This window comes from Streptomyces sp. NBC_00988 (genome assembly GCF_045162645.1).
Lineage (GTDB): Bacteria > Actinomycetota > Actinomycetes > Streptomycetales > Streptomycetaceae > Streptomyces.
Genome location: NZ_CP108730.1, coordinates 11,390,740 through 11,407,896, shown reverse-complemented (window position 1 = coordinate 11,407,896; position 17,157 = coordinate 11,390,740). Strand labels below are relative to the sequence as shown.

General features: G+C 69.1%; 19 protein-coding genes. 7 read left to right on the top strand and 12 right to left on the bottom strand.

Annotation, left to right across the window (positions count from 1 at the left end; all coding sequences use genetic code 11):
- The first annotated feature begins 15 nt into the window (after positions 1-15).
- The 4 genes from OG496_RS51395 to OG496_RS51380 all read left to right on the top strand — a co-directional run bounded on the left by OG496_RS51395 (position 16) and on the right by OG496_RS51380 (position 3,851).
- Entirely contained in the window at positions 16-1,314 is a 1,299-nt protein-coding gene (locus OG496_RS51395; RefSeq protein ID WP_405975915.1) for a ThuA domain-containing protein, read from the top strand.
- 147 nt (positions 1,315-1,461) lie between these two features.
- On the top strand, positions 1,462-2,187 hold the full coding sequence (locus OG496_RS51390; protein WP_405975914.1) for a TetR/AcrR family transcriptional regulator: 726 nt from the start codon (positions 1,462-1,464) through the stop codon (positions 2,185-2,187).
- Positions 2,180-2,923 (top strand): SDR family oxidoreductase, encoded by a 744-nt coding sequence (locus OG496_RS51385; protein WP_366496432.1) that lies wholly within the window; start codon positions 2,180-2,182, stop codon positions 2,921-2,923. Before OG496_RS51390 ends, OG496_RS51385 begins: the two co-directional genes overlap by 8 nt.
- A gap of 28 nt (positions 2,924-2,951) precedes the next feature.
- A complete protein-coding gene (locus tag OG496_RS51380) occupies positions 2,952-3,851 on the top strand; it encodes an SDR family oxidoreductase (protein WP_405975913.1) in 900 nt (299 codons plus the stop codon).
- Between the two features lie 13 nt (positions 3,852-3,864).
- Here the strand turns inward: OG496_RS51380 and OG496_RS51375 are convergent, their stop codons facing one another.
- From OG496_RS51375 to OG496_RS51360, 4 genes are all read right to left on the bottom strand, one after another.
- Complete coding sequence (locus OG496_RS51375) at positions 3,865-4,626, bottom strand: IclR family transcriptional regulator (protein ID WP_405976867.1); 762 nt, start codon at positions 4,624-4,626, stop codon at positions 3,865-3,867.
- Positions 4,627-4,874: 248 nt separating this feature from the next.
- Positions 4,875-5,885: a 4-hydroxy-2-oxovalerate aldolase gene (gene dmpG, locus OG496_RS51370; protein ID WP_405975912.1), complete on the bottom strand. Its 1,011-nt coding sequence runs from the start codon at positions 5,883-5,885 to the stop codon at positions 4,875-4,877.
- Positions 5,882-6,832, bottom strand: a complete 951-nt coding sequence (locus tag OG496_RS51365; protein ID WP_405975911.1) for an acetaldehyde dehydrogenase (acetylating) — start codon at positions 6,830-6,832, stop codon at positions 5,882-5,884. Before OG496_RS51365 ends, dmpG begins: the two co-directional genes overlap by 4 nt.
- The gene (locus OG496_RS51360; protein WP_405975910.1) at positions 6,829-7,659 is read right to left on the bottom strand and encodes a 2-keto-4-pentenoate hydratase; all 831 of its coding nucleotides are present in this window, start codon (positions 7,657-7,659) and stop codon (positions 6,829-6,831) included. Before OG496_RS51360 ends, OG496_RS51365 begins: the two co-directional genes overlap by 4 nt.
- 232 nt (positions 7,660-7,891) lie before the next feature.
- Between OG496_RS51360 and OG496_RS51355 the strand changes: the two genes are divergently transcribed.
- A complete protein-coding gene (locus OG496_RS51355) occupies positions 7,892-9,499 on the top strand; it encodes an FAD-dependent oxidoreductase (RefSeq protein WP_405975909.1) in 1,608 nt (535 codons plus the stop codon).
- A gap of 4 nt (positions 9,500-9,503) precedes the next feature.
- Here the strand turns inward: OG496_RS51355 and OG496_RS51350 are convergent, their stop codons facing one another.
- The 4 genes from OG496_RS51350 to OG496_RS51335 all read right to left on the bottom strand — a co-directional run bounded on the left by OG496_RS51350 (position 9,504) and on the right by OG496_RS51335 (position 12,124).
- Positions 9,504-10,013 (bottom strand): hypothetical protein, encoded by a 510-nt coding sequence (locus OG496_RS51350; RefSeq protein ID WP_405975908.1) that lies wholly within the window; start codon positions 10,011-10,013, stop codon positions 9,504-9,506.
- Positions 10,010-10,450, bottom strand: coding sequence for a DM13 domain-containing protein (locus OG496_RS51345; RefSeq protein WP_405975907.1), 441 nt, complete (start codon positions 10,448-10,450; stop codon positions 10,010-10,012). The genes OG496_RS51350 and OG496_RS51345 overlap by 4 nt, the downstream gene beginning before the upstream one ends.
- Before the next feature lie 144 nt (positions 10,451-10,594).
- Positions 10,595-11,227: a TetR family transcriptional regulator gene (locus OG496_RS51340; protein WP_405975906.1), complete on the bottom strand. Its 633-nt coding sequence runs from the start codon at positions 11,225-11,227 to the stop codon at positions 10,595-10,597.
- Between the two features lie 36 nt (positions 11,228-11,263).
- Positions 11,264-12,124, bottom strand: coding sequence for an alpha/beta fold hydrolase (locus OG496_RS51335; RefSeq protein ID WP_405975905.1), 861 nt, complete (start codon positions 12,122-12,124; stop codon positions 11,264-11,266).
- A gap of 168 nt (positions 12,125-12,292) precedes the next feature.
- On the opposite strand from OG496_RS51335, the gene OG496_RS51330 reads away from it, so the two are divergent.
- A complete protein-coding gene (locus OG496_RS51330) occupies positions 12,293-13,165 on the top strand; it encodes a VOC family protein (RefSeq protein ID WP_405975904.1) in 873 nt (290 codons plus the stop codon).
- Between the two features lie 56 nt (positions 13,166-13,221).
- Here OG496_RS51330 and OG496_RS51325 read toward each other — a convergent pair whose 3' ends face one another.
- Positions 13,222-13,413, bottom strand: coding sequence for a ferredoxin (locus OG496_RS51325; protein ID WP_366496442.1), 192 nt, complete (start codon positions 13,411-13,413; stop codon positions 13,222-13,224).
- A gap of 161 nt (positions 13,414-13,574) precedes the next feature.
- Here OG496_RS51325 and OG496_RS51320 point away from each other — a divergent pair, with 161 nt between their 5' ends.
- Positions 13,575-14,783: an RNA-guided endonuclease InsQ/TnpB family protein gene (locus OG496_RS51320; protein WP_405975903.1), complete on the top strand. Its 1,209-nt coding sequence runs from the start codon at positions 13,575-13,577 to the stop codon at positions 14,781-14,783.
- Between the two features lie 34 nt (positions 14,784-14,817).
- Here the strand turns inward: OG496_RS51320 and OG496_RS51315 are convergent, their stop codons facing one another.
- Genes OG496_RS51315 through OG496_RS51305 form a run of 3 tightly spaced genes read right to left on the bottom strand, consistent with a single transcriptional unit; the run spans position 14,818 to position 16,998 of the window.
- A complete protein-coding gene (locus OG496_RS51315; protein ID WP_405975902.1) occupies positions 14,818-15,630 on the bottom strand; it encodes a mycofactocin-coupled SDR family oxidoreductase in 813 nt (270 codons plus the stop codon).
- Between the two features lie 16 nt (positions 15,631-15,646).
- A complete protein-coding gene (locus OG496_RS51310) occupies positions 15,647-15,856 on the bottom strand; it encodes a hypothetical protein (protein ID WP_405975901.1) in 210 nt (69 codons plus the stop codon).
- Complete coding sequence (locus OG496_RS51305; protein ID WP_366496445.1) at positions 15,853-16,998, bottom strand: amidohydrolase family protein; 1,146 nt, start codon at positions 16,996-16,998, stop codon at positions 15,853-15,855. The genes OG496_RS51310 and OG496_RS51305 overlap by 4 nt, the downstream gene beginning before the upstream one ends.
- Between the last annotated feature and the right edge of the window lie 159 nt (positions 16,999-17,157).

Here is a 17,157-nt window from a genome sequence, read left to right as displayed (position 1 = left end):
AGGATCGATCACCAGATGAACACCATCAGATCCGGTTCCACCCGCGCGGCCCTGCGGGTCCTGCTCCTCCTGGCGACGGTGCTGGGCTTCGCGGTGGCACCGCCCGCCGCGCACGCGAGCACCGCGGCCACGCCGTTCAAGGTTCTCGGCCTCTACAGCGGTACGTACGACGCGGCGCACATCGACTTCGAGAAGGAGGCGAACGCCTGGTTCCCGCAGCAGGCCGCGGCGAACGGCTACACCTACACGTCCAGCACCAACTGGGACCTGCTCGCCAACGGCGGGGTCAACGCCTACCAAGTCGTGCTGTTCCTCGACGACTTGCCGCAGACGTCCGCCCAACGCACCGGTTTCGAGGCGTACATGAGGGGTGGCGGCGGCTTCATGGGCTTCCACGTCTCGGCGTTCACGACGGACGCGGCGAGCTGGTCCTGGTACCACAACACGTTCCTCGGCTCGGGGAACTTCGTGTCCAACACCTGGGGCCCGACCGCGGTGACCCTGAAGGTGGAGGACCACTCGATCCCGCCCACCGCCGCCCTGCCGGCGACGTTCACCTCGTCGGTCAGCGAGTGGTACAGCTGGTCCAACGATCTGCGGCAGAACCCGGACATCAAGATCCTCGCGTCGATCGACCCGAGCAGCTTCCCGGTCGGCACGGATCCCAACCAGTCCTGGTACAGCGGGTATTACCCGATCATCTGGACCAACACGAAGTACAAGATGCTGTACGCGAACTTCGGCCACAACGCGATGAACTACACGACCAACACGCGTCTGTCGTCGACGTTCGCGAGCGCCACCCAGAACCAGTTCCTGCTGAACGGGCTCAAGTGGCTCGGCGGGGGCGACACTTCGACGCCGCCGACGGACACACCGATCTCCGAGACGTCCTGGTACTCCGTGCAGAACGGCGGCAACGGCACCTGCGTGGACGCCCGTTCGGCGGCCACGGCCAACGGGACGGCGATCCAGCAGTACGCCTGCAACGGTACGACGGCACAGCAGTACCAGTTCCGCTCCACCGACAGCGGGTACATGGAGATCACCGCGCGCGGCAACCCGGCGCAGGCTATCGACGTGACCGACCGCTCGACGGTGGACAACGCGCCGTTGCAGCTGTGGGCCTACTCCGGCGGCACGAACCAGCAGTGGCAGCCCGTGAAGGAGACGAGCGGGCGCTACCACTTCGTCGCCCGGCACAGCGGCAAGTGCCTCACCGCCGCCACGGCGGCGACGAACAGTGTCCAACTCACCCAGCGGACCTGCGACGGCTCCACCGCGCAGGCCTTCCAGCTCGCCGTGCAGTCCTGAGCCTGCACGGCGACCAGGGGCGCCTCTGTCGCATCGCGTGTCGATGCGGCGGGGGCGCCCCTTTGTCCTCCCCTCTCCCGTCGCCATGTTTTCACCGCTAACAAAAGACTGTTGCCAGCGATACAGATCCCTGTTATCGTCGATTACATGAACACGAGATCGCTGATAATCGAGGCGGCGGCGGAGCTGATCGCCCAGTCGCCGAGCGGCGACGTCTCGACGCGCGCGGTGTGCGAGGCGGCGGGAGTCCAGCAGCCCGTGCTGTACCGGCTGTTCGGCGACAAGGACGGGCTGCTTGCGGCGACGGTCGACCATGTCTGGGACCAGTACCTGGAGACGAAGCGGGCCGCCGAGAAGTCCGATGACCCGCTGCGGGACCTCCAGGCCGGCTGGGACAGCCACACCGCGTTCGCACTGGCGCACCCCAACGCCTACAAGCTGATGTTCGCCCCGGCGCTCCGTTCCGTGCCCGCGGCGGCGGAGGAGGCGATGCGCATCCTCCGCGGGGACCTTGAGCGGCTCGCCGCGCAGGGCCGTCTCCGTGTCGCACCGGAGATCGCGGCACGCATGGTCATGTCGGCCAACACCGGGGTGTCCCTGGCGCTGATCACCCGCCCCACGCTGTATCCGGACTCCGGCCTGTCGAGGCTGGTCCGCGACGCGATCCACCAGGCGATCCTGCTGGACCCCGCGGCGGACACCACGGCCGCGGACGCCCGTGCCGCAGCCGCGACCACGCTCCTCTCGTCCCTCGACGACCTCACCCCCGAACCGTTCACCCCCGCGGAGTCGGCCCTGCTCGGGCAGTGGCTCACGCAGATCCCCGTCTCCCCGCAGCACCCCACCCCACGGAAGGACCCTCACCATGACTGACACCGACACCACCACCCGCGTCGCCCTCATCACCGGCGGCTCCGGCGGCATCGGCCGCGCTGTCGCCGAGCGCCTCGCCAAGGACGGCATCGCAGTCGGCGTGCACTACGCCGGCAACAAGTCCCGCGCCGACGAGACGGTCGCCGCGATCACCGCGGCCGGCGGCCGGGCCATCCCGGTCGGCGGCGACGTGGCCGACGAGCAGGAGATGGCCGCCGCGTTCGACGCGGTCGAGACGGAGTTCGGCGGCATCGACGTGGTCGTCAACACCGCCGGGATCATGGTCCTGTCCCCCATCGCGACCATGAACCTCGACGACCTCGACCGCATGCACCGCACCAACATCCGCGGCACGTTCGTCGTCTCCCAGCAGGCGGCCCGCCGGGTGCGCGCGGGCGGCGCGATCATCAACTTCTCCACCACCGTCACCCGCACCAAGTTCCCGACGTACGGCGGCTACGTGGCGAGCAAGGCCGCGGTCGAGGCGATGACCCTGGTCCTGGCCCGCGAGTTGCGCGGCAAGGACATCACCGTCAACACGGTGGCCCCCGGCCCGACCGCGACACCCCTCTTCCTCGACGGCAAGGACGAGGCGACGGTCCAGAACCTCGCCAAGGCCGCCCCGTTGGAGCGCCTCGGCGCCCCGGACGACATCGCCGAGTCGGTCGCGTTCCTCGCGGGCCCGGCGCGCTGGATCAACGGCCAGGTGCTGTTCGCCAACGGCGGACTGGCCTGAGCCTCCACCCACCCAAGGAGCGAACCCCATGAACAACATCGTCGTGATCACCGGCGCGTCCAGCGGCTTCGGCGCCCTCACCGCCCGCACTCTCGCGCACCGGGGCAACACCGTCTACGCCGGCATGCGCCAGACCGGCACCCGTAACGCGCCCCAGGTCCAGGCAGCCGCCGCCTACGCCAAGGAACACGGCGTCGACCTGCGCTCCATAGAACTCGACGTGAACGCGCAGGCCTCGGTCGACGCGGCGATCGACCAGGTCGTCTCCGCACACGGCCGTATCGACGTCCTGATCCACAACGCCGGCCACATGGTCACCGGACCGGCCGAGGCCTTCACGCCCGAACAACTCGCCGAGTTGTACGACGTCAACGTCCTCTCCACGCAACGCGTCAACCGCGCCGCGCTGCCCCATCTGCGCAAGGCCGGCCGGGGGCTGGTGATCTGGGTGTCGAGTTCGAGCGTCAAGGGCGGCACCCCGCCGTACCTGGCGCCGTACTTCGCCGCCAAGGCCGCCATGGACTCCCTGGCCGTCAGTTACGCGGCCGAGCTGGCCCGTTGGGGTGTGGAGACCTCCATCGTGGTGCCCGGTTCGTTCACCAGCGGCACGAACCACTTCGCCCACTCCGGGCACCCGGCGGACGACGCGGTGGAGGCGGAGTACGAGACGCGATACACCGGCCTCATGAGCCAAGTCGCCGAGAAACTCGCCTCGTTGGCGCCCGAGGGCGCGGACGCCTCATTGGTCTCGGACGAGATCGCCCGCATCGTCGCGCTCCCCTCCGGGCAACGCCCGTACCGAGTGCACATCGACCCGGCCGACGACGGCTCCGAGGCGGTCTCCGTCGTGGCCGACCGCATCCGCCGCGACTTCCTGACCCGCGTCGACCTCGCGGACCTTCTCTCCGCGCACCCTACGGCGGCCTGACCCGCCCGCCCGTCTACGAGGTCACCGCCTCCACCACCTCCCGCCGATACGGCTTCCCGCCCCCGAACAGCTCCTCGGACACGGCCCGTACGGCGTTGACGACCAGCGGAGCGACGAGTTCCAGCGGCGCACGGCCGTCCCCGACGACCGAGATCGCGCCGACCGGGCCGTCGGGTCCGCGCAGGGCGAGGCCGACGCAGCCGAGGTCGGGGAAACACTCGCCCCGGTCGATCGCGAGCCCGTTGCGACGGCGTACGGTGCCCAACTCGCGGTGGAGCAGGTCGAGTCGGCCGATGCTGTGCGAGGTGCGGCACTCCATCGCCTTCTGGTAGCGGGCGTCGATCTCCTCCGGGCTCAGCCAGGCCAGCATGGCCTTCCCGAGCCCGGTGCAGTGGGCGACCGCGCGTCCGCCGACCCGGGAGGGGATGTCGACCGCCGCCCGGCCTCCCACCTTGTCGAGGTAGTAGATCTCCGGGCCGTCGAGCACGGCGAGATGGACGACCATTTTCGTGCGGACGGCCAGGTCGAGGAGTTGGGGCGCTGCCGCCGCGCGCAGCGTGCTGTGCCCGATCTCCCGCCCGCCGAGACCGAGCGCCCGCGGTCCCAGCGCGTACCCGGCGACCGTGTGGTGCAGCCAGTCCAGGCGCACCAGTTGGTCGAGGATCCGGTGGGTGGTCGAGCGCGGCAAGTGGGTCCGGCGGGACACCACTTCGAGGGTGAGGTGTGTCTGGGGCCGCTCGAAGAGGTCCATGATCAGCGTCACGCGCTCCATCATCGACGGCGGCAGCGCATGCCGGTCGGCCTCGTATCGCGGGTCCAGGCGAAGGGCAGACGTCATCGTCAATGCCTCTCTGCTCAAACTGAAATCAATTCTAGTTCGGCGCCGGCGTCAACGTATCAACGGCATCGGACGCGGGCCAAGAGGCGTGCACGAGTTTATTGGTACGCCCGGTCCAAACAATGCACGAAAGCGCCGCCCCCCGGCGCACGGCCGGGAAGCGGCGGCTTGACGGAAAAGCGCGATCAACAGCCGCGGGTCAGGTCGAGCGCGATGTCCACGATCATGTCCTCCTGCCCACCGACCAGCCCCCGCCTGCCGACCTCCTGAAGGATGGTGCGCGCGTCGAGGCCGTACTGACCGGCCGCCGTCTCCGCGTGCCGCAGGAAGCTGGAGTAGGCACCCGCGTAGCCGAGGGTCAGGGTCTCCCGGTCGACGCGCACCGGACGGTCCTGGAGCGGGCGGACCAGGTCGTCGGCGGCGTCCTGGAGCGCGAACAGGTCACAACAGTGTTCCCAGCCGAGGAGGTTGGCCACCGCGATGAACGGCTCGATCGGGCAGTTGCCCGCGCCCGCGCCCTGTCCTGCCAGGGACGCGTCCACCCGGGTCACGCCCTCCTCCACAGCGGTCACCGAGTTGGCGACCGAGAGGGAGAGGTTCTCGTGCGCGTGGATGCCGATCTGGGTGTCCGGGTCGAGTACGTCGCGGTAGGCACGGATGCGGTCGCGTACGCCGTCCATGGTCAGCCGGCCGCCGGAGTCGGTGACGTACACGCAGTGCGCGCCGTAGGACTCCATCAGCCGTGCCTGGCGGGCTAGTTCGGCGGGGTCGGTCATGTGGGCCATCATCAGGAAGCCGGAGACGTCCATGCCGAGTTCGCGGGCGGTGGCGATGTGCTGGGCCGCCACGTCGGCCTCGGTGCAGTGGGTGGCGACGCGGACCGAGCGGACGCCGAGGGAGTACGCCTGCTTGAGTTCGGCGATGGTGCCGATGCCGGGCAGCAGGAGGGACGTGAGCGTCGCCCGGTGGATGGCGCCGGCCGCGGCCTCGATCCATTCCCAGTCGGTGTTGCTGCCGGGGCCGTAGTTGAGGCTGCCGCCGGACAGGCCGTCGCCGTGGGCGACCTCGATGGCGTCCACGCCCGCCCGGTCCAGGGCCGCGCTGATGGCGGCCACGTTCGCGGGTGTGATCCGGTGCCGGATGGCGTGCATGCCGTCCCGGAGGGTGACGTCCTGGACATAGAGCCTGGGGGTCACCGGGTCACCTCCGTGGAGAAGCGCTGAGCGATGCGCTCGGCGACCCGCAGGGCGGCCGAGGTCATGATGTCGAGGTTGCCGGCGTAGGCGGGCAAGTAGTGGGCGGCGCCCTCCACTTCGAGGAAGACGGACACCTTGGTGGTGACCTCGGAGGCGTCTCCGGTGAAGAGGGTGTGGACCGGATCACCGGCCGGGATCGGGGTGAACTGCACCTGCTGCTTGAGCCGGTAGCCGGGCACGTACTCGGCGACCGCGTCCACCATGCCCTCGACCGAGGCCCGGATCTGCTCCTGGTCCGCGTCACCGATCAGGCAGTACACGGTGTCCCGCATGATCAGCGGCGGCTCGGCCGGGTTGAGCACGATGATCGCCTTGCCCCGCCGGGCACCGCCCACCTTCTCGATCGCGGCCGAGGTCGTCTCGGTGAACTCGTCGATGTTGGCCCGGGTTCCGGGACCGGCCGACTTCGAGGCGATCGACGCGACGATCTCGGCGTAGGGCACGGGTGTGATCCGGCTGACGGCGTGCACGATCGGGATGGTGGCCTGCCCGCCGCAGGTGACCAGGTTGAGGTTGTCGACATCGTTGGCGAGGTGCTCGTCGAGGTTCACCGGCGGTACGACGTACGGGCCGATGGCGGCGGGAGTGAGATCGACGAGCCGTTTGCCGTACGGGGCAAGGCGCTTGGCGTTCTCGACGTGCGCCTTCGCGGACGTGGCGTCGAAGAGGATCCCGATGTCGTCGAAGCCGTCCATCCGGATCAGGCCGTCCACGCCCTCGTGCGTGGTGGGCACCTTCAGGCGCGCGGCGCGGGCGAGGCCGTCCGAGTCCGGGTCGATGCCCACCATCGCGGCCATCTCCAGGGTGTCGGACAGCCGTAGCACCTTGATCATCAGGTCGGTTCCGATGTTGCCGGAACCGATGACGGCCACCTTGGTCTTCGTCATCCTCGGTCCTTGGGTGAGAACGTCGCGGACACCGTTCCGAGGCCCGACATCTCGGCCCGTACGGTGGTTCCTGGCGGGGTGGGGACGAGCGGGCCCAGGGCTCCGGAGAGCACGACCTGGCCGGCCCGGAGCGGGTCGCCGAACTCCCGGGCGGTGCGCGCGAGCCACAGCAGTGCGGCGAGGGGGTCGCCGAGGCAGGCCGTGCCGTCGCCCTCGGACGCGAGCTTCCCGTCGGCGTAGAGCCGCATGGTCACGTCCCGGGGTTCGAACGCCTTCAACTCGACCCGTTCGCCGCCGAGTACGAACAACCCGCTGGACGCGTTGTCGGCGACGGTGTCGGTGATCGCGATGTCCCAGTCGGCGACCCGGCTGTCCACGATCTCCAGCGCGGCGACGGCGTGGGCGACGGCGGAGCGGACCCCCTCGATGTCGAGATCGTCCTGGTCGAGGTCGGCGGCGAGGACGAACGCGATCTCGGCCTCGACCCTGGGTTGCAGCAGCCGTCCGCTCGGCACGGCCGGCAGCGCGCTGACGTCCATGTCGGCGAGGAGCACCCCGAAGTCGGGCCGGTCGACGCCTACTTGGCGCTGTACCGACGCGGAGGTCAGTCCGATCTTGCGGCCGACGACCTGCGCTCCGGCGGCGATCCGGTCGGCCACGATGCGTTGTTGGACGGCGTAGGCGAGGCTGATGTCCGTGGCGCCGAGCAAGTCCCGTACGGGAGCGCAGGGTTGACGGTCACGGGCCGCGCGCGTCAGTCGTACGACCGCCTCGGCCACCGCCGCCTCACGGTCCGCCACGGCCCTCGGTTCCCAAAGGTCTGTCATTCGCATCCTCACCTCGTGATGGTCTCCAGCCTGGGCATCCGTGCCCGATCACGGTCACGCGCGTTCCGCTCAGCGGGACTCGGTCCGGGGGTGGACAACGGGTCTCGCTCAGCGAGATGACCGGCCGGAGCCGTGGAGCCGGCTCGATACCGTCGCCGGCACATTGCGGGAGGTTGTGGCGTTGAGCCGCGCTCGGCCGTCGAGAAGCGTCAGCACACCTGAGGAGGTCAGGATGACCAGCAACGAGGACGTCTACGACGTGATCGTGGTCGGATCCGGCGGGGGTCTGGTCGGTGCCTATCTGGCAGCGTCACGCGGGCTGCGGACGCTCGTCATCGAGAAGACGGACCGCGTGGGCGGCACCACCGCCTACTCCGGTTCCGGTCTGTGGTACCCCGGTTCCGCGCCCATGCGGCGGGCCGGACTCGACGACAGTGTCGAGGACGCGAGGACCTATCTGCGCAGCACCGTCGACGACGCGTCACGCGAGCCGCTCCAGGATGCCTATCTGCGGGCCGGCGTGTTGTTGATCGACGAGCTGGAGAAGAATCCGTGGTTCCAGTCGTTCGTGCATCTACCGATGCCGGACTACTATCCGTCGGTCACCGGCTCGTCCCCGACGGGGCACACCATTTTCCCTCCGCAGGTCACCGTCGCCGAACTCGGAGAACATGCGCGGCTGGTCCGCGCCTGTCTGCCCACCCAGCGGTGGGGCCATGACGAGGGTCCGGTCCTCAGCGGTGGCCGTGCGCTGATCGGCAGGACGCTGGCGGCGTTCCTGGAGACGGGCCACGGCTCGCTCCGCCTCGACACCGCGTTGGAGAGCCTCGTCGTCGAGGACGGCAGGGTCGTCGGCGTGGAGGCGGTGAGCGACGGCGAACAGGTCACGTTCCGCGCCACGGGCGGGGTGATCCTCGCGGCCGGCGGCTTCGAGCGCAACCGCGAGCTGCGCGAGAAGTACCAGCCGGTTCCGGAGCGCGGCAGCGAGTGGACCCACGGCGCCCCGGGCAACACGGGAGACGCGCTCCAGGCCGGCATCGCGGTCGGTGCCGCCACCGACCTGCTCGACGCGGCCTGGTTCACGCCCGGTCTCGTGTGGCCGGACGGCCTCCCGCTCTTCCACACGGGCACCCGGGGCGGCATATGGGTCAACGCCGCCGGTGAACGCTTCGTCAACGAGACGCGCCCCTACGACCAGGCCGGCCGGGAGATAGTCCGCCTGCACGCGACCACGGGGGTCTCACACATCCCCGCCCACTGGATCATCGACCAGCGCCAGCTCGACCGGGACAGCTTCGGCGGCCCGTACGACCAGCCGGTCCGCCCCGAGTGGTTCGAGTCCGGGGCGCTCAAGAGGGCTGATTCCCTTGAGGAGTTGGCGAAGCTGATCGACGTACCGCTCGACGCGCTGCGCGCGACCATCGAGGAGTTCAACGGCTACGCGCAGACCGGGGTCGACGAGAAGTTCCATCGTGGCGAGACACCTTGGGACCAGATGGCTCAGTACGTCCTGGGCTTCCCCGCCCTGCCCGAGCTGAACTACCCGGCACCGCCAGCCACGACCGAGTGGCCCAACCCGCTGCTGCCCCCGCTCGACACCCCGCCGTACTACGTAGCGACCATCCTCCCGGCCGACATCGGTACCAAGGGCGGCCTGCGGATCGACGAGCACGCGCGGGTGCTGCGCCCGGACGGACAGCCCATCGAGGGGCTGTACGCGTCCGGGAACACGGCCGCCGCGATGACGGGACGGGTGTACCCGGGCGCGGGGGCTCCCATCGGTTCGAGTGTCGCGTTCTCGTACCTGGCGGTGCTGGACATCGCAAGCGGCACGGACTGACGGGTCAGAGCCAGCGACGGAACGGCTCCCGGAACACGACCACGTCCGGACGCTTTCGGCCTACGACCCTTTCCGCGAGGGTCGTCGCGGAGAAGTGTGAAGCCAATAGCGGCCAGGCGATGACCACCGTCGAAAGGGCGAGCATAATCGGGTACTCGGTGATGAGCTGGTCCGCGCTCCAATACGTCAGCAAGGTGAAAGCCGACATGAAAGACGCGGGCAAGGAGAACACCCCCATGACGAGGGCGACTCCCAGCGCTGTCTCCAGAAGGGGCATCGCGAAGCCGAAGAAATGCGGCCATTCCGCGAGTGTGGCATCCGAGAAACTCTTGAAGTAGCCCGGAACCCTGCTGTTCGACTTCGCGCTGTTCGCCACCAGCAGGATGTCCGCCGCCCCGAAGTGCGCCCGGTATTTCAGCGTCCCCTCATGAAGCCACAGGACACCGAGGGTGACTCTGACCGCGCCGGCGAGAGCCGCCGCGATCAGAGTCGGGTGCGAAAGGGACGTCCTCATGACAGTTTCGCGGCGCCGAATACCGCCTTCGCCTTGTCGCAGTGGATGACCACGTCCTTGTACATGGACGCGTCGACGCCGTTGAGCGCGAACATCTGGGACTTCCCGTCGAACTTGACGGCTCCCAGCTGCTTGCCCGCCGACACGGCGGCCTCATCCGTGCCGTTCGTGAGGTAGACGTGCAGGTCCGGGCCCTCGTCGGAGGAGAAGCCGGACAGCGTGACGGCCGAACCGCTCACCTTCGCGGCGCCGGTCACCTTCTTGCCGTTGAGCCCCGCGAACATTCCCGTCTTGTCCGCCGACTGCATCGCCGCCTTCGAGGCCGACATGGTGGGCGCCGCCTTCGAGGTGGAGTCGCTGTTGTCGGACCCGCCGCACGCCGTGAGCGTGAAGGAAAGAGCAACGAGAGCCACGCCGACAAACCCGATTTTCCGCATGCCAAACTTCCTGTTCTTGATTCCGCTGGGAATCGGCGGCAAGAGGAACGGGCTGCCGCCGACGGGAACCAAGCTACCTACGGAATACGGGAAATGACCCCGCGGCCGGGGGGACGTAAGAATTGCTTCACATTTACGCGGTGGCTACGGCGTGAGGAGCAGCCGGGCGGCCAGGCGCATGTTGGTCTCCGCCTCCTCGGCGGAGATCTCCTCGGTGAGCATGGCCACGAACAGACCCCACCAGCCGTAGATGAGCAGCCGCGCCCTGCTGCGGTCGGTCTCCGAGGCCTCGCGGACTCCGAGGAGGCGCAGGATGGCCTGTCCCAGGGCGCTGTCGACGATGTCGATGCGGGCCGGGACGGCGGTCGCGTACTCGGTGAACGAGGACAGCGCCACCGCCGAGGCGAGCAGCGGGCTGTCCAGCAGCTTCACGCTGAGCGTGATGAGCAGCTCGGCGACCTCGGCGGCGGCGTCCGTGCCCCCGGCGGCGACGGCGAGGTTCTCCCGACCGTTCTCCTGTCCGTTCTCATGGCCGCCGAGGTACTGCTCGATGTGCCACTCCAGGACCGCCATGAACAGGTACGGCTTGGACGGGAAGTAGCGGTACAGGGTGGCGATGGCGACGCCGGCCTCCTTGGCCACGTCGTGCATCTGCACACTGGCGAGCCCCTCGCGGGCGCCGAGTTCGGAGGCGGCGCGGAGGATGCGGACCCGGCGGGCGATCTGGCCGCTCGACATCGGCGCCGCCGGTTGCCGTCCCTCAGCGGGTCTCGCCACGTCGTCCCCCATGTCGTCCGGTGCTCCCGCCGACGCTCAGGATGCCTCGGGGCGGGTCAGGAAGGCCAGGACCGCGCTCTCCCATGCCTCCTTCTGCTCGATCATGGCCCAGTGGCCGCAGTCGGGCAGCACATGCAGTTCCGCTTTCGGAATCGTACGCATCGGGATCAGCGCGCTCTCCAGCGGTGTGACCCGGTCGTCGCGGCCCCAGGTCAGCAGAGTCGGCGCGGTGATCTTGTGGAGGGCGGCCCAGATCGGCTGGTCGGAGTGTGCCTGCGCGGCCTGCATGGCGGCCATGGCCTGCCTGCCGTAGATCCGGCGGGAGGCCTCCAGGGTCGCGGGGACGGTGGCGGTCCGCCAGCGTTCCTCGATGAGTTCCTCGGTGAGGAGGGCCGGGTCGTGGACCATCGACCGCAGCCACTGGACCAGGTTCTCGCGGGTCGGGTTCTCGGCGAACTCGACGAGCAGGTTGAGGCCTTCGCTGGGGCCCGGCGAGAGGATGTTGCGGCCCACGCCCCCGATGGTGACGACCCTGCGGAACAGGTCCTTGTGGGCGACGGCGAGTCCGGCGGCGACGAAGCCGCCCATGGAGTTCCCGATGACGTCGACGCGGTCGAGGCCGAGGCCGTCGAGGAAGCGCAGGACGGCCTTCGGGGCCGCCATCATGGGGTTCTCGTCGGTGGGGTCACTGACCCCGAACCCGGGGAATTCCAGGGCGAGGCAGCGGAAGTGCTTCGCGAACACGGGGAGGTTTCCCCGGTAGTTGCGCCAGCCGGTCACGCCGGGACCGGAGCCGTGCAACAGGAGCAGGGGCGGCCCGTCGCCCGCCTCGTGGTAGCGCAACGTGCCCTCGGCGGTGCGCAGTTCGCGCAGCGTGTCCTCAGCGGTGAGTGTCATGACGGTGCGTGGCCTCCGGTCGCGGGATGACAGGCGACAGTCACCGTGCCACCGCGTCCCGGCCGGGCGCCGCACTCCTCCCGATCAGTGGGACGTGCACGACCCCTGGTCGGCCGCGCTGATTAGCGTCGGGCTGCCAGGAGTCGACGACGGTGATGGGAGAACCTGATGGGTGTGCGCTCACTCGGGTATGTACGGCTGGAGTCCAGTGACATCGGGAAGTGGAAGGTGTTCGGGGCGGATTTCCTCGGCCTGATGCCTGTTGAGGGCGGCGACCCGGAGTCCCTGTACTACCGGATGGACGACTATCCGGCCCGCATCGTGGTCTCACCCGGTTCACAGAGCGGGATGACCGCCCTGGGCTTCGAGGTGATCGACGAACGGGAGTTGGCGAGGCTCGTCGCCGACGTCGAGAGGGCCGGCATCAAGGTGACCGCCGGCACCGAGGACGAGGCCGCGGAACGCAGGGTCACCGGTTTCGTCAAGTTCAACGACCCGGGCGGCAACCCGGTCGAGCTGTTCTACGGCGCGATCCTCGACCACGTCCCGGTGCACACGCCGCTGGTCTCGGGCTTCCTGACCGGTGACATGGGCTTCGGGCACGCGATCGTCTCCGCCGAGGACGCGCGGGGCACCTTCGACTTCTACGTGAACGTCCTCGGCTTCATCGAGCGCAACACGATGCGCTCACCGGGCGGCACGACGTGGTTCATGGGCTGCAACCCCCGCCACCACACCCTGGGCGTCACCCCGGCGCCGGGCCCCGGGCGGCTGCTGCACTTCATGGTCGAGGGGAAGACACTCGACGACGTGGGCCGCGCCCTGGACCGGGCCGCGAAGCTCGACGTGCCGATGATGCACTCGCTGGGCAAGCACACCAACGACCACATGGTGTCCTTCTACGTGTGGTCCCCGGAGAACTACGCCGTCGAGTTCGGCTGGAACGGCCTGCAGGTGCCGGAGCCGGTGCCGGTCTACGAGATCACCGACGGCGCGTTCTGGGGCCACCACTTCACCCCGCCGCCGCAGCCCGCCGGCTGACCCGGGCACAGACGACAAGAGGAGCCCCACGGTGACGGCCGTGGGGCTCCTCCGTGTCACCGCTCGACGGTGATGGCCCGCTCCGGGCAGGCCGACTCCCCGTCCCTGGCGGCCTGTTCGAGTTCCGGCGGCACCTCGCCGTCAAAGGGCACCGCGTAGCCGTCGTCGTCGAGCCGGAAGACCTCCGGCGCCGCCGCCGCGCACCTCGCGTGCCCGGAGCACAGCGACGAGTCGATCCTGACCTTCATCGTGGTTCTCCTTCGTGGATACCCCCGGCTTCGGCCGGGGGAGGAAGCGAAGCTCCTGCGGAGCAGGGCAGGGAAAGCCGGTTCGCCGTCAGGGCGGACCGGTGTGCGCCGTCTGCCGGCCGGCACCCGCCACTCACACGGGGGTTGATACGGTGTGAGGTATGGCGCGGCAGGTCAAGCGGGCGTTCAAATACCGCTGTTACCCCACGGGCGAGCAGGCGGCGGAGTTGTCGCGTACGTTCGGCTGTGTCCGTCTCGTCTACAACAAGGCGCTGGAGGAACGCACCCAGGCCTGGTACGGGGAGCAGCGCCGCGTCTCCTACGTGCAGTCGTCGGCCGCGCTGACCCAGTGGAAGAAGACCGAGGAGCTCGCCTTCCTGACGGAGGTGTCCTCCGTTCCGCTCCAGCAGGCGCTGCGCCACCTGCAGACGGCGTTCGGGAACTTCTTCGCCCAGCGGGCGAAGTATCCGCGCTTCAAGTCGAGGAAGAAATCCCGCGCGTCGGCCGAGTACACCCGCTCCGCCTTCACGTGGCGCGAGGAACAGCTGACGTTGGCGAAGATGGCCGACCCTTTGGACATCCGTTGGTCGCGTCCGCTGCCCGAGGGGACGGAACCGACCACGGTGACGGTGTCCCGCGACGCGGCGGGCCGCTGGTTCGTGTCCCTGCTGTGCCAGGACACCATCGCACCGGCCGCCGCGACCACAGCGGCCGTCGGCCTGGACGCCGGCATCACCTCCCTCGTGACGCTGTCCACCGGGGAGAAAGTCGCCAACCCTAAGCACGAGCGCCGTGACCGCGCGCGGCTGGCCCGAGCGCAGCGGGAACTGTCCCGCAAGGCGAAGGGCTCGGCGAACCGGGAGAAGGCCCGCTGCAGGGTCGCCCGCGTGCATGCGCGGATCGCCGACCGGCGCCGCGATCACCTGCACAAGCTGTCGACTCGTCTCGTCCGTGAGAACCAAACGGTCGTGATCGAGGACCTCACCGTCCGCAACCTGCTGAAGAACCACACGCTCGCACGCGCCATCTCCGACGCGTCGTGGACTCACCTGCGCTCCATGCTGGAGTACAAGTGCGCTTGGTACGGGCGCGAACTCGTCGTGATCGACCGCTGGTTCCCCAGCAGCAAGCTGTGCGGGGCCTGCGGCACGGTCGCGGCGAAGATGCCGCTGAACGTCCGCACGTGGACATGCGCCTGCGGCGCGGTGCATGACCGCGACATCAACGCGGCGCGCAACATCCTGGTCGCCGGGCTGGCGGCGTCTGCCTGTGGAGACGGTGTAAGACCTCAACGGGAGTCCTCCCGGACGGGGCAGTCGTCGGTGAAACAGGAACCCCAGCGGGCGACCGCTGGAATCCCCCGCCTTTAGGCGGGGGAGGAAGTCAACCTTGACTCCGTTCGTTCTACGGCTTGTTCGTCGATCCGGCGTCGACGGTGAACTGGAGACCCGTGACGTACCGCGCCTCGTCCGAGGCCAGGAACAGCACGGCGTTCGACACGTCGCGCGGCTCGACGTACGGAGCGAGGGGGTTCATCGCGACCAGCGCGAACAGCGGTTCCCGCGCGGCGAGTTCCTCGATCGGGACACCAACGGTGATGCCGGTGTCACTGACCCCGGTGGGGTGCACGGTGTTCACCCGGATGCGGTGCGGGGCGAGTTCGTTGGACAGCGCCTTCATCAGACCGACGACGCCGTGCTTGCTGGCCACATAGTGGGCGTACGGCACGTGGCCGCGGATACCGGCGGCCGAACTCGTAATGATGACGGAGCCGCCCTGTCCGGCCTCGATCATCCAGGGGATCGCGGCGCGCACCGTGTTCCAGGGGCCCTTGAGGTTGACGTCCATGACGACGTCCCAGGCTTCCTCGGACAGTTCCCAGGCGGCGCCGATGCTCATCACGCCCGCGTTCGCCACGAGCGTGTCGAGCCGCCCGAACTCCTCCCGCGCCGCGTCGACCGCGGCCCGCACCTCGGCCACCGAGCGGACGTCGGCCTGGACGGCGACGCACCGGCGGCCGGTCGCCCTGACCAACTCCGCCGTCTCTTCCAGCTGTTCCTTCGACGCCAACGGGTACGGCAGCTCATCGCTGATGTCGTGGCACACGTCGGTGACGACGACATCGGCTCCCTCCTCCGCCAGCCGCACGGCATGAGAGCGGCCCTGACCGCGGGCCGCTCCCGTGACGAGCGCAACCTTGCCTTCCACACGCCCCATGCCAACTCCCTTTCCCTCAGCCGACATTCAGGTCCTCGGCGGCCTCGCGCAGGGCGCGCAGCCGGGTGTCGAGGAGTGCGCGCTCAGCCTCGTCGTCCGCGCCGAGTTCGGCCAGACGGCGGACGGTGAGACCGATCTCCTCCTGGAGGCGGCCGTACGCCTCGTCGCGGGTCAGCAGGTCGAGGTCGGTCCAGTCGGAGCGCTCGGACTCCGGGCGCCTGCTCATGCGGGCAGGTTGTAGAGGCGGCGGGTGTTCAGCTCCACGATCTTGTGCACCTCGTCGTCCGGTACGTCGGCGAGGACCTCGGCCGCGTAGGCGCGGCTCTTGGGCCAGTAGGAGTCGGAGTGCGGGTAGTCGCACTCCCAGGTGATCTTGTCGACGCCGATGTGGTGGCGCACTTCCACGCCGAACCGGTCGTCGATGAAGCAGCCGTGGAAGTGCTTGTGGAACAGCTCCGAGGGACGCACGCTCTGGTTGACGTTCTGGTAGAAGCGGTGTCGCTCCCAGGTGCCGTCGCTGCGCTCCAGCAGGTAGGGCATCCAGCCGATCCCGCCCTCGGACAGGCCGATCTTCAGCCGCGGGTGGTTGTGGAGGACCGGGGAGAACAGCAGGTCCGCGGTGGCGTACATGGAGTTGCAGCCGAACAGCGCGATGGTCACCGCGAACGGCGCCTCCGGGGCCGTCTTCGGCGCGGCGCCCGAGGTACCGAAGTGCAGGCACAGAGGCATGTCGGTCTCCTCGGCCGCCGTGAACACCGGGTCCCAGTGGTCGGTGTGGAACGACGGCAGGCCCAGCGGGACCGGGTTCTCCGGGAACGAGATCGCCTTGGCACCCTTGGCCGCCGTACGCCTGATCTCGGCCGCGCAGGCGTCGACGTCCCACAACGGCAGGATGACCAGCGGGATGAGCCGGCCGGGGGCGGTGGCGCACCACTCGTCGAGCACGAAGTCGTTCCACGCCTGGACGCACAGCAGGGCGAGGTGCCGGTCCTGGCCGTCCAGGAAGATCGTGCCGGCGAAGCGCGGGAACGACGGGAAGCACAACGCGCCCCACACGCCGTCGAGATCCATGTCGCGCAGTCGTGCCTTCGGGTCGTAGCAGCCCGGGATCATCTCGTCGTAGCGGGTCGGTTCGAGGCCGAACTCCTCAGGTGTCTTGCCCGCGACGGCGTTCAGGCCGATGTAGGGGTAGATGCGGCCCTCGTAGTTCCACACCTCGGCCGGGGCCTGGCCCTCTCCGCGCGCCTGCTCCACGATCCGCGGTCCGGCGTCCCGGTACTTCGCCGGCAGCCGGTCCGACCACAGGCGCGGCGGCTCGATCAGGTGGTCGTCGGTCGACAGCAACTTCATCCATGGCTGCAATGGCATCGATGTGCTCCCTCGATCTCACGGACTCTCTAGCACCGGCCGAATTGTGTGCCCTGTTCGGATCCCACTGAATGGAAACCGGCCGACAGTGAGCGGAATCGGCGCCGATCATGGATCACGAACAGTCCCATCGGTCAGCATTCAGGCTACTCTTTTATC

Excerpts from the sequence above, each read along its gene's own strand:
- OG496_RS51365 (WP_405975911.1), bottom strand. The coding sequence starts at position 6,832 with ATGACGAAGACCAAGGTGGCCGTCATCGGTTCCGGCAACATCGGAACC.
- OG496_RS51345 (WP_405975907.1), bottom strand. The coding sequence starts at position 10,450 with ATGCGGAAAATCGGGTTTGTCGGCGTGGCTCTCGTTGCTCTTTCCTTC.
- OG496_RS51355 (WP_405975909.1), top strand. The coding sequence starts at position 7,892 with ATGACCAGCAACGAGGACGTCTACGACGTGATCGTGGTCGGATCCGGC.
- OG496_RS51385 (WP_366496432.1), top strand. The coding sequence starts at position 2,180 with ATGACTGACACCGACACCACCACCCGCGTCGCCCTCATCACCGGCGGC.
- OG496_RS51380 (WP_405975913.1), top strand. The coding sequence starts at position 2,952 with ATGAACAACATCGTCGTGATCACCGGCGCGTCCAGCGGCTTCGGCGCC.
- OG496_RS51305 (WP_366496445.1), bottom strand. The coding sequence starts at position 16,998 with ATGCCATTGCAGCCATGGATGAAGTTGCTGTCGACCGACGACCACCTG.
- OG496_RS51330 (WP_405975904.1), top strand. The coding sequence starts at position 12,293 with ATGGGTGTGCGCTCACTCGGGTATGTACGGCTGGAGTCCAGTGACATC.
- OG496_RS51375 (WP_405976867.1), bottom strand. The coding sequence starts at position 4,626 with ATGATGGAGCGCGTGACGCTGATCATGGACCTCTTCGAGCGGCCCCAG.
- OG496_RS51325 (WP_366496442.1), bottom strand. The coding sequence starts at position 13,413 with ATGAAGGTCAGGATCGACTCGTCGCTGTGCTCCGGGCACGCGAGGTGC.
- OG496_RS51335 (WP_405975905.1), bottom strand. The coding sequence starts at position 12,124 with ATGACACTCACCGCTGAGGACACGCTGCGCGAACTGCGCACCGCCGAG.
- OG496_RS51360 (WP_405975910.1), bottom strand. The coding sequence starts at position 7,659 with ATGACAGACCTTTGGGAACCGAGGGCCGTGGCGGACCGTGAGGCGGCG.
- OG496_RS51310 (WP_405975901.1), bottom strand. The coding sequence starts at position 15,856 with ATGAGCAGGCGCCCGGAGTCCGAGCGCTCCGACTGGACCGACCTCGAC.
- OG496_RS51315 (WP_405975902.1), bottom strand. The coding sequence starts at position 15,630 with ATGGGGCGTGTGGAAGGCAAGGTTGCGCTCGTCACGGGAGCGGCCCGC.
- OG496_RS51395 (WP_405975915.1), top strand. The coding sequence starts at position 16 with ATGAACACCATCAGATCCGGTTCCACCCGCGCGGCCCTGCGGGTCCTG.
- OG496_RS51390 (WP_405975914.1), top strand. The coding sequence starts at position 1,462 with ATGAACACGAGATCGCTGATAATCGAGGCGGCGGCGGAGCTGATCGCC.
- OG496_RS51320 (WP_405975903.1), top strand. The coding sequence starts at position 13,575 with ATGGCGCGGCAGGTCAAGCGGGCGTTCAAATACCGCTGTTACCCCACG.
- OG496_RS51350 (WP_405975908.1), bottom strand. The coding sequence starts at position 10,013 with ATGAGGACGTCCCTTTCGCACCCGACTCTGATCGCGGCGGCTCTCGCC.